Source organism: Streptomyces sp. SN-593, assembly GCF_016756395.1.
Lineage (GTDB): Bacteria > Actinomycetota > Actinomycetes > Streptomycetales > Streptomycetaceae > Actinacidiphila > Actinacidiphila reveromycinica.
The window spans coordinates 4,872,866-4,888,442 of record NZ_AP018365.1 but is presented as its reverse complement, the minus strand read 5'-3'; the positions used below and the strand labels follow the sequence as shown (position 1 = coordinate 4,888,442).

Genomic DNA, 15,577 nt, shown 5'->3' with positions numbered 1-15,577 from the left:
CCGGGCAGACGACGGGGCGGGCGAGCGCGGCGTGCGAGCGGGACGGAAGGCCCGGACCGGCGAGCGCCCAGGCGACCGCGCGAACCGAAACGTCGGGCCGCCCGCCCACCGCGCGAACCGGACCGGTGAGCGCCCCAGACGACCGCGTGATCCGCCCGGCGGAGGGCCCCGGACCCGGATCAGGGTCGCGTTCGCCACACGGTTGCACCCACCACGCGTGACCTTCGTCATGCGCGGATGCCCTCATTGGCTCCCAAACCGCCCGTCCGCCCCGGCATATGCCGCTCGGGATTCACTTTGGGCACTCCCTCACCGTCCTCCGGAACCACTAGGGTCGCCAGACCGAGACCTCAGGGGAGGGAAGGAGTCGAGTGATGTCCGCAGCCAGGCGCGGCACCGAACGGCCCTCGGACACCCGCAGCGGTGCCCAGGGCCGGGCAGGCGTGCCCGCGGACGCCGCGACGGATTCCTCGACGGATGCCCCGGCCCGGCAGGACGCTCCTTCCGGGCCGGCGGCACCGGGCGCCGAGCCCGATGGCGGCGGGCCGTCGGTCACGCTGCCCCGCCAGCGGCAGGACACCGTCCCCGACCCGACCGTGCTGACGCTGCTGGTGATCGGCGACGACCCGGCCGGCGCCTTCACCGCGCCCTACTTCCACGAGCCGGGCGGCCCCCGCATCCGCGTGCTGAGGGCCCGCAACCTGACCGCGGCGGGGCGGCTGCTCACCGACGACGTGCACTGCATCCTGCTCGACCTGCCGGACGTGCTCGACGGGCTCCAGCAGGTACTGCGGCTGGCCCCGGGCACCGCCGTGCTCGTGCTCACCGACGGGACGGACGGCGGGGAGGCGGCCGCCGAGGCGGTCCGGGTCGGCGCGCAGGACCACCTCGTACGGGACGGCGTCGACGGCGGCACCGTCACCCGGGCCGTGCGCTACGCGGTGGAGCGCAAGCGCGCCGACCTCGCGCAGCGGCAGCTCACCGAGACCCGGCTGCTCGCCCAGGAGAACCGGCGCCTGGAGCGCGGACTGCTGCCCGTTCCGCTGCTGGAGGGGGCGAACGGGCTGCGGTTCGCCTCGCGCTACCGCCCCGGCCGCAGCCGGGCCCTGCTCGGCGGCGACTTCTACGACACCGTGCGCACCCCCGACGGAACCGTGCACGCCATGATCGGCGACGTGTGCGGGCACGGCCCGGACGCGGCCGCGCTCGGCGTGGAACTGCGGATCGCCTGGCGGGCGCTGACCTTCGCCGGTCTGGGCGGCGAGGAACTGCTGCGCACCCTGCAGAACGTGCTGGTGCACGAGCGGGCCGACGACGAGGTCTTCGCGACACTGTGCGCGGTCGACATCGCGCCGGACAACCGGACGGCCCGGCTGCACCTGGCCGGGCACCCGACCCCGATGATCGCCGCGCCCGGCCGGCCGCCGGCACTTCTGCCGTACGAGGCGGGCGGTCCGGCGCTCGGGCTGTTGCCGGACGCCGCGTGGGAGCGGATCGGGGTGCGGCTCGACGGCGAGTGGTCACTGATGCTCTACACGGACGGCCTGATCGAGGGCCGGATCGGCAAAGGCACGCAGCGGCTGGGCCAGGAGGGCATGATCGGGCTCGCCGGGGAGCTGATGGCGGCCGGGCTCGGCGGCGAGGAACTGCTCGACGCGACCATGGCGAAGGTGCGCGAACTGAACGGCGGGGAACTGACGGACGACGTGGCCGTGGTGCTGCTGGAGCGGCAGGCGTAGCAGCCCCTCAAGCACGGGTCCGACGGCTGCCGGCGGGCCAGGGCCCCCGACCGGTCACGGCTCTCCGCTCCCCCGGCCGGCTCGGCTGGCTCCTAGCGGCGGCCGTTGTACGGGCCGTAGGGGCCGTCGCTGCTGCTGCCCCCGCCACCACGGCGCCCGAAACGGCCGCCGATCCGGCCGGCGCCGCGCCCGCGGCCACTGACCGCGCGGACGGCCGGACGGACGTCCACCATGTACACGATCACCGCGATCAGGCCGATGACCGGCAGGAACGACATGATGCTGAACAGCTTCATCACCGCAGCCGCGATGCCGAGGATGATCAGCCAGAACGCCTTGGTGTTCTTGTCCGCCGCGCGGTAGGCGTCCTCACGGCGGATCGCCGCGTCGACGAACGCGAAGAGCGCGAAGAGGAAGAGCGCCAACGAGATCAGGCCGAACACCGAAAAGAACGCTGTGATCAGCAAGTCGTCCACCGCCTCAGTCACTGTCTGGTCATGGCCACCGTACCGGTCCTACCCGCCTAACGGACCGGACGCGCATCCCGTGCCCGGTCCGCCACCACGGTCCGGCGGCCCCCGCCCGCTCCCGGACGGGGGCTGTCACCCTTCGCTCGGCGGACTACTCGGCCGGCTTCTTGGGGGTGGTGCGGCGCTGGGCGGCGGGCTTCCTCGGGGCGGCCGGCTTCGGCGCGTCCGCCGCCTCGGCGGACCGCGGCTTCGCCTTGGCCGCGGGCGCGGGCTCGTCCGCCGGCCCGGCCGGCGGCTTGGCCGCGATCTCCGCGGACTCCTTCCCGGTGTCGGCGGCCCCGCCGCGCCACTTCGCCACGGCGCCCTTGCCGCGCTCGGCCAGCTCGTCGTACGTCTCGCGGGTGCGCACCGCGTAGCCCGCGGCGCGGCCGACGCCCTGGAGCGCCAGTCCCTGCACGGACTCGCCGATCTTCCGCAGGTCGGGGCGCAGCTCCTTCAGGTCCAGGTCGGAGAACGTCTCGTTGAGCCTGGTCTGGGCGTCCCGGGCTCCCTCGGTGACGCGCTGCTGCACGTCCTTCGGGTCCGTCGCCCGCAGCTTCCCGATCCGCTCGGGCGCCTGCTCGCGCAGCTTGTCCAGCATCCCCGGCACCTCGCGCAGCTTCTCCGCTGCCAGGTCGGCGGTGCCCGCGACGGCGTACAGCGGGGTGGGGTTGCGCAGGCCCTTCACGATGTCGTCGGTGATCGTCATTGCTCTCAGCCCTCTTCTTCCTTGCTTCGTCGCTTGCTCGTCGTGTGCTGCGCCGCCCGTCGCGCGGCCACCGACGCGGCCGCCTCGTCGCGGTCCGCCTCCCAGCCGGTGCCCGTGCCGTCCGCCCCGTCCGGCGCCGCGGCGTTCTCCTTGCGGAAGGACTCGTAGATCTGGATCAGCACCTGCTTCTGCCGCTCGTTGATCGAGGGGTCGGCCAGGATCGCCGCGGGCACCTCCAGCTCGTCCCGCTCGCGCGCGTCGAGGATGCCGGCCTGGACGTAGAGCGTCTCGGCGGATATCCGCAGCGCCTTCGCGAGCTGCTGCAGGATCTCCGCGCTGGGCTTCCGCAGCCCGCGCTCGATCTGGCTCAGATAGGGGTTCGACACCCCCGCGGCATCGGCGAGCTGCCGCAGGCTCAGCTGCGCACTGCGCCGCTGCTCCCGCAGGAACTCCCCCAGCCCGCCCACCTTCAACGCACTCATGCGCTCCAGCGTGCAGCAGTCCGCTAACTTTTGCAAGCAACCCGCTTGCAACTGTTTCCCCCATCACCCGTACGGGTCAGGAGACCGACTCCCGGCGCATGCGCGGGACGCCCCTCGTGCGCCGGGAAAAGCCCCGCCAGCGTGCCGCCGGACCGCTCGGGACGGAAAAACCGGCACGGCCTGAGCGGCGGAGCGCGAGGCGCCCGACGCACAGAGTGATCACGCCATCTTTGGCTGGAAGTCGGCGAGCCCTCGCATATGCCGTTGAAGGCACCTCATCGCGTGACTAGCGTCACGCCCTGTTGCGGGCACTGCGCGGCCGACGGGGGCAGTCATGGACGGGCGAGGACAGGACGGCACACGGTTTCAGGGTGGCGGGACCCTGGCCGACACTTCCGACGACCACGACGAGTGGGCGCTCGCCCCGGTCATGCTGCTGCGCCACGCCGGGTTCCCCTGCTCGCTCCTTCAGAAGGTCGCCGATCCGTCGACTCCGCAAGCCGCGGACGCCGTACTCACCCACTGTGACGAGGCACTTCGGATCGGGCAGCAGGTGAAGGCGCTGCTCCGCGAGGAGCGTGTGGGCACGAAGGGAGACATCGCCTCCGGGGTGGGCATGCTGCGCCCTTTCCCACCGCGGGACCTCACCCGCCTGGAGGCGGATCTCAGCCCGACGTCCATGGAGACGGTCAAGCGCTACCAGGACGCGGTCCTGGCTCTGGACAGCCTGTGGACGGCTTTCGAGAAGGACCATGCCGCCGCGCTGGCTCGCGGTCGGGAGACGGTCACAGGCCTCTTCCGGGACCCCGCGCTCCAGCAGGTCCTGCTCCTGTCGAACGACGCCCGCTTCGAGGAGTTCGCCAGTTGGATCGACGGTGGCGGAGGGGGTTCGGACGGGCATGTCAGGCGCATGACCGACCTGCTCGCCATGTACCTCCAGCGGGTCACGACGAAGAACGAGACGCATGCGCACTTCGGCCCTCTTGCGGTAGCCCGGGTGACACCCGGCACCACGGGGATCTCCTGGTCCACCGGTGCACTGCGCCGCGTCACCGTCCTGAGCCACTGGGCCGGTGAGGCGATCGCCGAGGCGTTCAGCGGCCGCCCTGAGCACTTCGAGACCGTACGTCCTCGGCGGCGCCCGCTCGCGTTCGGCCAGGACTCGCGGATCCGGCTGTACGCGTTCGAGACGCGGACGGGTATGCCGGACGACTGGCGCTTCGTCGAGGTGACGGCCGAGACGTTCGACGACGACCAGTCGTGGCTGTGGGAACGATGCGACGGTGAGCGCACGGTGGCACAGCTTCGCGCCGCATGGACGCGACGCGGCGGCACTCCGCCCCGTCGCACCTTCGACGAGGTGCTTCATGAACTGGTGGGCAGGGACTGGCTGACAGCGCGCTGGGAGATTCCCGTCGGGGCCGCCGATCCCCTCCGGACGCTGAACGGGCACCTGGAGAAGGGAGCGGCCGAACTCGCGGTGGTGCGGTGGTTCGCCGACACGCTGCGACAGTTCGCCGACGGACCGGCCGAGGACCGTGCGGCTCTGCTGGGCCGCCTCAAGGAGACCTTCGAGCAGGTCACCGGGTCCGCGGCCAACCGTTCCCAGGGACTGCACTACTCCGACCGGAGTGTCCTCTACGAGGAGGCCTACAGCCCCGTCAGGAACATGGCCCTCGGCCGGGACGTCGAGAGCGTCATCGGTCGCGAGCTGTCCGTGGTCTACGATCTGACACTCCTCGCCCCCCGGCTCCGGGTCCGCCGCGAGCAGGAAATCCTGCACGGCTGGATGAAGGAACGTTTCGGCCTGGGAAACCCCGTTGCTCTCCAGCACTTCTACGCCGGCTTCTTCGAGGACAAGCCGCGGCTCGCCCGGCAGTGCGAGGAAGTGGACCGGGACATCGCGACGCTCGACCACGAGATCACCACCGTACTGCTGGCAGGGACCGCCGGCGATCAGCACGAGACGGTCGTCGACCGGGGTCGGCTGGACGAACTGCTCGCCCGCCATCCGGCCACGCCGCCGGCGCTGTGCAATCCGGACGTCATGCTCGCCGCGCGGGACGCGGACGCGCTCCGCAAGGGCGACTTCCTCGCCGTTGTGGGCGACTGCCACGCCGTCCGCGAGGCGCTCACCCACTCCAGCTTCGCCCCGATGATGCAGGCCGAGGCTCCGGACCTGCTGGACGAGGTCTACGCGCGGTACCAGGGCCTTCTCGACGAGGACGAGGTGCTGATCGACCTCTCCCGCGCGCATCCCGACAAGACCGCCGTCCAACTGACCTACCCCTGCCCGGACCTGGAGGTACACGGGCTGTCCCCGAAGAGCCGGGACGCCGTGCTCCAGCCCCGTCAGCTATACGTCGTGGCGACCGCCGAACGCCTGGAACTCCGCGCTCAGGGCGTGGAAGGCCGGCTGAAGCTGCTCGCTCCGCTGGCGGGCGGACCCAGCATCCGCCAGGACCCGTTGTCCCCGTTCGCCTTCCCCCGGCACTTCGGGGGCGTCGGCATACGCAGCGTCGGCCGTGATCATCTGCCGCGCATCCGTTGCGGCCGCGTCGTACTGCACCGGGAACGCTGGCGCATACCCGCGAAGGCCCTGCGGGGATGGAGCCCCGGGACGCGGCCGGCGAAAGGGGACGCGGCCGAGTTCGCCGCCGCTCGCAGGCTCCGCCGCGGCCTCGGTCTGCCCCGCCACGGTTTCCTGAAGATCCCCGGCGAGCCGAAGCCGGTGTACGTCGACTGGGAGTCCCCTCTCCTCGTCAGGCAGATCTTCCGTCTTGCCCGGAGATCGGATTCCCCCCTGGAATTCAGCGAGATGCTCCCGTCGCCGGAACAACTCTGGCTCGAGATCGACGGCGAACGCCATACGAGCGAACTGCGCTGTGCGGTCTTCTCCCGCGGTTCCGGCTGACCGCTCCACTTCGAGGATGTCCCATCGTCATCGAGCAAAGGGACGACCATGCCCAAGAGCTGCATAGTCCAACTTCCCTTCCCCTCCAGTCATGACCCGGACCCCCACCTGTCGAGCTACTACGACGACTACGACCGGAGGTTCCGGGCGTCGCTCCCCGAGTACTTCATCCCCACTGACGGGTTATGGGAGATGCCGCTGTGGGTCGCCCACCTGACTGCCCTGCTGGACACCGCGGGCATCGACTCCGTCTTCCGTGACCTGTCGAGGACGCCGGCGGAACCGGACGCCTGCTCCGCACCACTGCTGGAGGCGACGGCCCCCGGCGATCTGGTCCTCATGTCGCCGCTCGCCCAGAACTTCCGCCTCGCACTGGACGTGGCCGAACACCTGGAGCACGCCGGACGCCGGGTCGTCCTCGGCGGGAACATGGCCCCGCTCGCCCCGGACGGTGCCGTCCACGCGGTACACCGCGGCCAGCTCGACGCCACCTTCGTGCGCAGGATCGTGGGGCTCGCCTCCGGAACGGGCGGGGACCTGGAGAAGCCCCTTCTTCCCGGGCTGGCGTCCGAACGGATCACCTGGGCACCGGACTACCGCCATCTCGGCGGCTACGACGGCCGGGTTCCCCTGCTGCGGCTCAACGCCAGCCACGGCTGCCTGTACCAGTGCTCGTTCTGCGGCGACGCCTGGAGCAAGCAGCTCACACTCGTGGAGAAGGGCGCCCTCCAGCGGGAGGTGGACGAACTCACCGCCCGGTTCCCGGACACCCGGCTCTTCTACATCGGCGACAAGACGTTCGGCCAGTCACGTGAAGCCGTCGCCAACCTGGTGGACGTCTTCCGCGGCCGGCCCGGATACCGGTTCATCGTGCAGACACATGTCATGCAGGTGAAGGACTGGATCGTCGACGCCATGCTGGAACTCGGCGTCGTCGCCGTGGAACTCGGCTTCGAGTCGGCCGACTCCCAGATGCTGAAGCGGCTCAACAAACTCTCCCGCGGCCTCGACGACTACACCGCGAAGATCCACCAACTGAGCGACGCCGGCCTGAAGGTCGTGCTCAACATGATGGGCGGCCTCGACGAGGAAACGGAAGCCTCGCACGGCCAGACCGTCGACTGGATGCGCGAGAACAGCTCGGCGCTGTGGCTCTTCAACCTCTACAACTTCGTTCCCTACCCACTCACCCCGGACTTCCCGAGGCTGCGTGAGCGCATATTCAACTGGGACTTCGCCGACTGGCGGGAGGACGTACCCGTCGTCTACCGGCCGCAGCACCTGTCTCCCGAAGCGAGCTGGGACCTGTTCCAGCAGAAGATCGCCGCTGCGCACGACATCATCCGCACCCCCGTGACCGTTCCCTCGTCCTCTGCCCAGGAGAAGTGACATGACCGAGCTCCCCGACTTCGAAGCGCTGCAGAACAGCGTCAAGGCCGAGGACTTCGAAGAGGACCCGCTGCCGGGATGGGCCGGCGTCGCGACGCTCTTCGGCACCCCCACCACCCGCGCCGACCAGGTGGACGTCGGAGAGGACGGCTGGGTGGTGTCCGGCGTTCCCTTCGACGCCACCGCCAGTTCCCGGCCGGGAGCCGCGGAAGGGCCCCGGGCCATCCGCCAGGCGAGCCTGGTCTTCTCCAGCTACCTGACCAGTCTGGGCGAGTGGCGGATGCTGGACACCCGCACCGGCCAGGCCTTCCGCTACCGCGCCCCCCAGGTCGCGGATGCCGGCGACCTGCACGTCTACCCGACGGACACCGTGCGGACGTTCCAGGCCGTCGCGGCGGAGAGCCGCCGGCTGAGCCAGTCCGCGCCGCGCCTGGTCTTCCTCAACGGTGACCACTCGTGCACCTTCCCGACGTTCGCCGGTTTCCGTGCCGGGCGGCTCGACCGGGGCGCGGGCCGCGTGGGGTTCATCAACATCGACCACCACTTCGACTTCGGCAACTGGAGCACGCTGCACGGGCCGCTGTACCACGGCTCCAACTCCCGCAGGATCAGCGAGATCCCCCAGATGCGTCCGGAGGACATGGCCTTCGTCGGTGTCGGCGACGTGACCAAGTACGACCAGTACCGAGGGCTGATCGACACTGGCTTCCACATCGTGCCAGGCTCCCGGATCGTCAGAGAGGGCGCCGCCGCCGCACTGCGCCCCCTCATCGACGAACTCGGCTCGCGATGCGACACGGTCTACGTCTCGCTCGACATCGACGTGCTCGACAGCGCCTCGGCGACCGGCACCGGCCATGTGACCATGGGCGGCATCGGCACCGGAGACCTCCTCGACGTCTACGAGGAGCTCCGCGCGCTTCCCGTCGGCGCTGTCGACGTGGCGGAGGTCGCCCCCCGCTACGACCCGTCCGGCGGCACCGCGCAGATCGCGGCCCGCCTGCTCTTCGAGTTCCTCTTCCGCACCGAGTGCGCTCCCTCCGAGCTCGCGCCCTGGTCCGACAGCACCTGCGACGAACCCCTGGAGCACCAGTGAAATTCACCCCTGCCGAGGCTCAGTTCGACTGCGCCGGTCTCGTCTCCGGGCCGCAGGACCGGCGCGAGCAGGCGCTGGACGACCTGGCCACCGCGTCCGTCGACGTCATCCACCGGGTCGGCTTCGCGGTGTTCCGCATCGGCCGCCTGCGGCTGGGCGTCGAGGAGAGCCGCAGGCTGTCGACAGCCCTGGCCGAACGGATCCGCACCGCGCTGATCGCTCGTGGCGTCCCCGCGCAGACGCGGCTGGAGATCGACCGACCGCAGCAGACGTACGTACCCGAGGGCTTCTCCACCCGGACCCTGCTGCCCCACCACGACGGACAGCACTGCTCGTACCTGACCCCCAGTCTCCAGGACGCACCCGACTGGGATCCCGCCTGGCGGGAGTTCGGCAGCTCCGGCTACACCACCACGCCCGCGCACAAGATGTACCAGGGCATCTTCCTCCCCGACGTGGGAGAGGGACTGAGCGTCACCACGTACTACGACTGGCTCGGCGTCATCGACGACGTGCTCGACCGACGCGGAATCGACACGGGGGACGATCGGTCGGCCACGGCGGCGCGCTGGCTCGGTGGCAACCTGCGCCGGGGGCTGGAACGCCAGCCGGAGCACGGCTGCGCCTATCCGTCGTTCGGGGCCATGCTCGGGCTGGAGGAGCCCCTCTGGCACGGCCTGTCCTTCCACCACGGCGAGGCCGTGCTGACGAAGGAGGAACGCGTCCGCCACCCCGCCGCCGTACCGCTGTCCCGGCGCTGTGCCTGCGGGGAGTGCGAGGGCGAGGCGGCGCGTCTCTTCTGCCACCAGGTCCTCATGGCCACCGGCCTGACCTGGACGCAGTTCCGACACCGCTGGGAGGTGCTCGCACCGGGTGAGCACTGCGACCTGTTGTTCGGCCACAACCTCACCATGCTCCACGGCGGCCTGGCCGGCGGCCCGGGGCGCATCATCGAGCCGCTGTGCCTGGTCATGGACACCCCCGCCGGCCCCGAGTACGAGCGATGGCTGGCCGCGTCCTGGCGGCGCTCCCTGCCCGGAGCGCATTGATGCGGGGGGCGTCCGCCACGCTCGCCACCCCGGTCGACCTGCACCTGCACACCCGGCACTCCGACGGGGACGAGGCTCCGGCCGACCTGGCGCGGCGCTGTGTCGACGCGGGGCTGCATGTGGCCGCCGTGACCGACCACAACACCGTGGCCGGCATCGCCGCGTTCGAGCAGGCCGTCGGCGGACGCCTCACCGTGGTCCCGGCTTGCGAGGTCACCGCCACCTGGCGTGGCGAAGAGGCCCACTGCCTGGCCTACCTCGTCGATCCCCACGACCTGCGGTTCCAGGAGCGGATCGGTGGTGTCCACGACGCCGAGCTGGCGTGGTGGCGCGCCTGGACCGACCGCGCGCAGGCCATCGGAGTGCCGCTCACCTGGGACGAGGTGGCGCGACGCCTCGGCGGCCACCGTGTGGCCTATGTGGGCGACTATCTCGCCCTGCTGCTGGAGGCGGCGCAGGGCGACCCGCGGTTCGCCGGTTACCCGACGGAGGACTACGGCCGGCTCGTGGCCGATTGGTGCCGTCCCGGGCGGCCGCTCCATGTGGAGCATCCTGAGAAGCCCGACGTGGTCGACGTCCTGTCATGGATCGAGGAGGCGGGCGGGGTCGGTGTCCTCGCACACCCCGGCCAGTTCGTGACGGCACTGGACGGTTCCGAGTGCGTGGCGCTGCTGGAGCCGCTGCGGGAAGCCGGGCTGGCCGGGCTCGAGGTGTGGACGAGCTGGCACACGCCGGCTGACAGCGACCGCCTCGCCGGTGTGTGCGACCGGCTCGGTCTCGTCGCGACCGCCGGGTCCGACTACCACGGGGTGCGGGTCAAGCCCTGGGCGCCGCGGCCCGGCCTGCTGCCCGCGCTCCCCGTGGATCCCCTGGCCGTCATCGACGCGCTGCACGACCGTCGTCCCGTCCGCACGAGTACCGAGGCAGGGCTGTGATCAGCGTCAACGACTCCCAGACCACCACGAACCCCGTCCCGGGCGGGGCGTGGAGACTCGTACCGGTCGTCGTGCTCCGGCAGGCCGGTTTTCCGATGGAGGCGCTCGACCCCCTCGTGGACGCCGCCTCCGTCGATGAGGCCCACGCTCTCCTGCGGAGCAGGAGTCGGCTGGCCTCGCTGGCGCGGGAACTCAAGCCGGTGCTGCGGCAGCACCCGGTCCCCGGTTGCCCGCAGTCGGCGTCGCGCGTGGGCCGGCTGCGACCGCTGCCAGGCCGTGAACTGCGACGTGCCACCGCAGCGCTGCCCGACGAGGCGGCCCGCACCCTGCACGCCTACCAGGCGTCCGCGGAGGAGTTCGCCGGGGAACTGGAGGACTTCGCCGCCCGGCACCGCACCCGCCTGGACCGTGCGAGAACCGCCGTGGCCGAGGCGTTCGGCGACGAGCGCCTGCGGCAAGTGCTGCTGCTGTCGAACGACGCCGCGTATCCGGAGTTCGCCGCATGGCTCGACGCCTTCCAGGGGGAGATGGGCCGGCACTCCCGAAGAATGACCGACCTGCTCACGATGTACCTCCAGCGGGTGACGACGAAGAACGAGACCCACTCCCACTTCGGACCGTTCACCGTGGGCCGGGTCGGGGACGTGCCGGGCATCGCATGGACCTCGGAGCGGGAGATGGAGCGCCGGACGCTCTTCAGCCACTGGGCGGCGGAGAAGCTCGCCCAGAGCGCCGCGGCGGTCCCCGGCCTGTTCGACTTCGTACGTCCTCGAAGGCGCCCGCTGTCCTTCCTGCGCGAGGGACGGATCGACCTCTACGCGTTCACCACCCGGGACGGGCTGGACACCGACTGGAACTTCCAGCACCTGGGAGGCAGGGAGGTTGCGGCCCACGAGGCATGGCTGTGGCAGCGCTGCGACGGCGAACGAACGCTCCGCGAACTGCGCTCGGAGTGGGACACCGAGCTCGGCTCCCACGCCCCCGTCCCCTTCGACCAGGTGCTGAAGGAGCTGGTCGTGCGGGAATGGGTGGTTGCCGAGTTCGAGATCCCCGTCGGCGACCACGAGCCGCTGGCCGCCCTGCGCCGACAACTGCTGCCCGCTCCACCGGAACAGGCCGCACCGGTGCTCTCGGCCATCGGCCGCTTCGAGGAGGATCTGGCCTGTTTCGCGAGGCTGCCCCTCGCCGAGCGCCCTGCCGCGCTGACCGCGACGAAAGCCAGGTTCGAGAAGCTGACGGGAACCGCCGCAAACCGCAACAGCGGCCTGCACTACGCCGACCGGAGCATCCTGTTCGAGGAGGCCCACGGCGAGCCGGCCGGCCTGACCATCGGCCCGGACATCGCCCGCTTCATCACGGACGAGTTGTCCATCGTGTACGAGACCGTGCTCGCGCGTCCACGGCTGCGCATGCGGCGTGAACTGGCCGTTCTCACCCGATGGGTGGCGGAGCGCTTCGGCGCCGACGTCGAGGTCCCCCTGGACCGCCTCTACTCGGAGTTCTTCCGGGACCGGCACGCCCTTGAGGAGGAGTGCGCAGCCGTCGAGGCCGAACTGGCGGCGCTCGACCGGTCGATCACCGACGCCCTGCTGGGGAGCGGGGGTGTGGACCGGCCGGAGGTCGTCGTGGAGCGGGACCGGATGGAGGCGATCCTCGCCGCCCATCCCCGCACTCCTGCCGCGGTCGTCGATCCGGACGTGCTGTTCGCTGCCACGAGCCGTCAGGACCTGCGCGAGGGCCGGTTCACCGCGGTGATCGGAGACTGCCACGCCGTCCGGGAGGTCATCACCCACACCAGCTTCGGCCCCCTGATCCAGGAACGCGCCCCGGAGCTGCTGCCAGAGGTCCACGAGGGCTACCAGTCCCTGCTCGACGACGGCGAGGTCCTCGCCAACCTGTCCCGGGGCCACCCGGACAAGTCCTCGACACAGCTCGTCTACCCCTGCCACGACCTGGAGGTCTACGGCCGTTCCGGCCAGTCGCGCGACCGGGTGGTGCAGCCCTCGCACCTGTACGTCGTGCTGCGTGACGGACGGCTGGAGCTGCGTGCCCACGGTGTCGCGGGAAGACTGCGCCTCATGGCGCCCCCGGCCGGCGGACCGAGCATCCGCCAGGACCCGCTCTCCCCGTTCGCCTTCCCGCGTCACTTCGGCGGGGCGGGACTGGACGCCCCCACCCTGGAACACCTCCCCCGTATCCGGTGCGGCCGTGTCGTCCTGCAACGCGAGACCTGGCGGGTCCCCGCCGCCCGCCTGCGTGGTGCGGCCGCTTTCGACGGCCCCGCGGAACAGACGGGCGGGGAGGAGGCCGCGGGGTTCGTCGCGGCCTGTCGGCTGCGCTTCGAGCTCGGCCTGCCCCGGCACGTCTTCGTCAAGATCTCCGGTGAGCCGAAGCCGATCTACGTCGACTGGCAGGCTCCGCTCCTGGTACGGCAGTTGTGCCGACTGGCCGCGCGGCAGGTCGGCACGCTGGAGATCTCCGAGATGCTGCCCACGCCCGACCAACGCTGGCTGAGCGTGCGCGGTCATCGCTACACCAGTGAGCTGCGGTGCGCCGTGTTCTCACCGGGGGACCCGAGGTGAGCGCACCCACCGCCTTCCGCTTCAGTTCCGGCTATCACCGGGTGATCGGTGCCGCGGGTGCGTCGGCGGTCGGCGACGGCATGCGTTTCGCCGCCCTTCCGCTGCTGTCCGCCGCGCTGCTGCACGACGCGTTCCAGGTGTCCGCGGTCACCGCGGCCACGACGGTGCCCTGGCTGCTGTTCGGCCTGCCGGCAGGGGCGTATGCCGACCGGTTCGAGCGCGGTCGCCTGATGGTCGTCGCCGACCTGCTGCGCGCCCTGACGCTGATCGTCACCGCAGTGCTGCTCGCCTGCGGCCGGCTGACGTTCTGGCCCCTGACGACCGCGGCGTTCCTGCTGGGCATCGGGGAGGTGCTGTTCGACTGCGCGTCCTTCGCGCTGCTGCCGAGCGTCGTTCCCAAGGAGAGGTTGGAGGCGGCGAACGGCCGACTCTTCGCGGTCCAGACCGTGGGCCGCGATCTGCTGGGACAAGTGCTCGGCGGTGTGCTCTTCGTGGTGGGCAGGGCGATTCCCCTCCTGTTCGACGCACTCTCCTTCCTGATGTCCGCAGCGCTGCTGACCGCCGTTCGTGTGCCGCGGCCCGAGCGGTCCGCGGCCGGGCCCCGGCTCCTGACCGACATCCGCGAGGGTCTGGTCCACGTGCTGCGTGACCCTCTGCTGCGCGCCCTGACTCTCTCCGCGGGTGTCATCAACGCCGTGTACCTCGGACAGATCGCCGTCTTCGTCATCCTGGTGCGCGACGTGCTGGAGCTTCCGGACGCCGCGTACGGGGCATTGCTGGCCGCCGGAGCCGCCGGGGGCGTGGTCGGCAGTCTGGCTGCGAGCCGCATGGCCGCAGCGGTGGGCCGGGTCCCCACCCTGATCGGGAACCTGGCCCTCATGGGTGTCGGAGGTCTGGCGGTGGCGGCAACCGACAGCGTGTACGCGGTCACCGCCGGATACTGCGCCGCCGGGTTCGGCCTCATGGTCTGGAACGTCGTGGCGGTCTCCCTGCGGCAGGAACTCATCCCGGATCGCCTCCTCGGCCGGACGACCGGCGTGTACCGGCTGTTCGCCTGGGGGACGATGCCCCTCGGCGCGCTGGCGTTCGGCTGGCTGAGCACGTCAGCGGGACCGCGGACGGCCTTCGCGGTCGGCGGTGCGGTCACACTGGTGATGTGCCTGCCCGTCGCTTTCACGCTGTCGAGGGACAGCAGACTCACCGACACCCGCTTGACCCCCGAAGGTGCACATGATGAGTGAGCGATCCACCGAGTTGGACAGCCTGGCCGAACGGTGGGGCCTGAGCAGCCTGGAACCGGCCGGCAGGGGACTGGAATTCTCCGTCTACCGGGCACAGGGGCGCGACGGGCAGCCCGTCGCGGTACGTCTCGCGCACCGGCGATTCGACTCGAACGCCAACGACCCCCAGGTGGACACCCGGGCTCTGCTCCTCCAGGAGTACGAGATCGCGAGGCATCTGGCCGCCCACGGTCTACCGGTCGCGGAGGCCAGGGAGCTCGTCCTGGCGGACGAGCCGGCCTCCCCTGACGTCCTGCTGTCCGCGTACGTCCCCGATGACGGGTCGGACCTCGACTCGTTCGCGCTCGGGAAGCTGCTCGCACGGCTCCATCAGGTGCCGCCGCCGGGACTGAAGCTCGTCGCGTCGGAGGGTGTGCCCACGGCGAGCGCGATCACCGCACGCATCAGGCGCCGTTGGGCCGAGATCGGCCACCTCGTCGACGACTGGCCCGGTCCGCCGGACGCGTCCCTCATCGCCGGACGACTCGCCGGCCTCACCGAGGACAGCCTCCTCCACCTCGACGTCCGGAGTGACAACATCCGGCGCCGGCAGGGACGCGCCGTCGCCCTGCTGGACTGGTCGAACGCGCTGTTGGGATCTCCCTCGCTGGAGTTCGGGCGCCTGGTCGAGTACGCCCGGTACCCGGAGAACGAGCTCGACGTGGCTGCGGTCCGCAGCGGATACGCGAGGACGGCCACGGTTCCGCCCGACAGCGATCCGTCCTTGTCCGTGGGCCGCCTGGACGCCGCACTGATGCTGGCCCTCGTCTTCCTGTCCGAGGCCCCCGACCCGAACCGTGGACCGGCAGCAGCCGACCACGCACGAGAACTCGCGCTCAGGATGAGCGCACGTCATACGTAGCAGTCCGTCCCGCCGCGATGTGCTCGGAGCA

The 15,577-nt window shown here is 71.1% G+C and carries 12 protein-coding genes; 9 read left to right on the top strand and 3 right to left on the bottom strand.

Annotated elements, in window-relative coordinates:
- The first annotated feature begins 374 nt into the window (after window positions 1-374).
- A complete protein-coding gene (locus RVR_RS20475; RefSeq protein ID WP_202235232.1) occupies window positions 375-1,739 on the top strand; it encodes a PP2C family protein-serine/threonine phosphatase in 1,365 nt (454 codons plus the stop codon).
- 92 nt (window positions 1,740-1,831) lie between these two features.
- Here the strand turns inward: RVR_RS20475 and RVR_RS20470 are convergent, their stop codons facing one another.
- The 3 genes from RVR_RS20470 to RVR_RS20460 form a co-directional block, all read right to left on the bottom strand.
- Window positions 1,832-2,206 carry a DUF2516 family protein gene (locus RVR_RS20470; RefSeq protein ID WP_202238829.1) on the bottom strand — a complete coding sequence of 125 codons (375 nt, stop codon included), beginning with the start codon at window positions 2,204-2,206 and terminating at the stop codon, window positions 1,832-1,834.
- Between the two features lie 154 nt (window positions 2,207-2,360).
- A complete protein-coding gene (locus RVR_RS20465) occupies window positions 2,361-2,957 on the bottom strand; it encodes a hypothetical protein (protein ID WP_202235231.1) in 597 nt (198 codons plus the stop codon).
- Window positions 2,958-2,962: 5 nt separating this feature from the next.
- The gene (locus tag RVR_RS20460) at window positions 2,963-3,439 is read right to left on the bottom strand and encodes a helix-turn-helix domain-containing protein (protein WP_202235230.1); all 477 of its coding nucleotides are present in this window, start codon (window positions 3,437-3,439) and stop codon (window positions 2,963-2,965) included.
- Between the two features lie 334 nt (window positions 3,440-3,773).
- Between RVR_RS20460 and RVR_RS20455 the strand changes: the two genes are divergently transcribed.
- From RVR_RS20455 to RVR_RS20420, 8 genes are read left to right on the top strand one after another with little or no spacing between them, the layout of a single operon-like run.
- Window positions 3,774-6,353, top strand: coding sequence for a lantibiotic dehydratase (locus RVR_RS20455; protein ID WP_202235229.1), 2,580 nt, complete (start codon window positions 3,774-3,776; stop codon window positions 6,351-6,353).
- Between the two features lie 48 nt (window positions 6,354-6,401).
- The gene (locus RVR_RS20450; protein WP_202235228.1) at window positions 6,402-7,742 is read left to right on the top strand and encodes a B12-binding domain-containing radical SAM protein; all 1,341 of its coding nucleotides are present in this window, start codon (window positions 6,402-6,404) and stop codon (window positions 7,740-7,742) included.
- Window position 7,743: 1 nt separating this feature from the next.
- Entirely contained in the window at window positions 7,744-8,838 is a 1,095-nt protein-coding gene (locus RVR_RS20445) for an arginase family protein (RefSeq protein ID WP_202235227.1), read from the top strand.
- Window positions 8,835-9,887: a hypothetical protein gene (locus RVR_RS20440; RefSeq protein ID WP_202235226.1), complete on the top strand. Its 1,053-nt coding sequence runs from the start codon at window positions 8,835-8,837 to the stop codon at window positions 9,885-9,887. Before RVR_RS20445 ends, RVR_RS20440 begins: the two co-directional genes overlap by 4 nt.
- The gene (locus RVR_RS20435) at window positions 9,887-10,822 is read left to right on the top strand and encodes a PHP domain-containing protein (protein WP_202235225.1); all 936 of its coding nucleotides are present in this window, start codon (window positions 9,887-9,889) and stop codon (window positions 10,820-10,822) included. The genes RVR_RS20440 and RVR_RS20435 overlap by 1 nt, the downstream gene beginning before the upstream one ends.
- Complete coding sequence (locus RVR_RS20430; protein ID WP_202235224.1) at window positions 10,819-13,404, top strand: lantibiotic dehydratase; 2,586 nt, start codon at window positions 10,819-10,821, stop codon at window positions 13,402-13,404. The genes RVR_RS20435 and RVR_RS20430 overlap by 4 nt, the downstream gene beginning before the upstream one ends.
- The gene (locus RVR_RS20425) at window positions 13,401-14,645 is read left to right on the top strand and encodes an MFS transporter (protein ID WP_202235223.1); all 1,245 of its coding nucleotides are present in this window, start codon (window positions 13,401-13,403) and stop codon (window positions 14,643-14,645) included. The genes RVR_RS20430 and RVR_RS20425 overlap by 4 nt, the downstream gene beginning before the upstream one ends.
- Window positions 14,638-15,546: a phosphotransferase family protein gene (locus RVR_RS20420; RefSeq protein WP_202235222.1), complete on the top strand. Its 909-nt coding sequence runs from the start codon at window positions 14,638-14,640 to the stop codon at window positions 15,544-15,546. Before RVR_RS20425 ends, RVR_RS20420 begins: the two co-directional genes overlap by 8 nt.
- The last annotated feature ends 31 nt before the right edge of the window (window positions 15,547-15,577 follow it).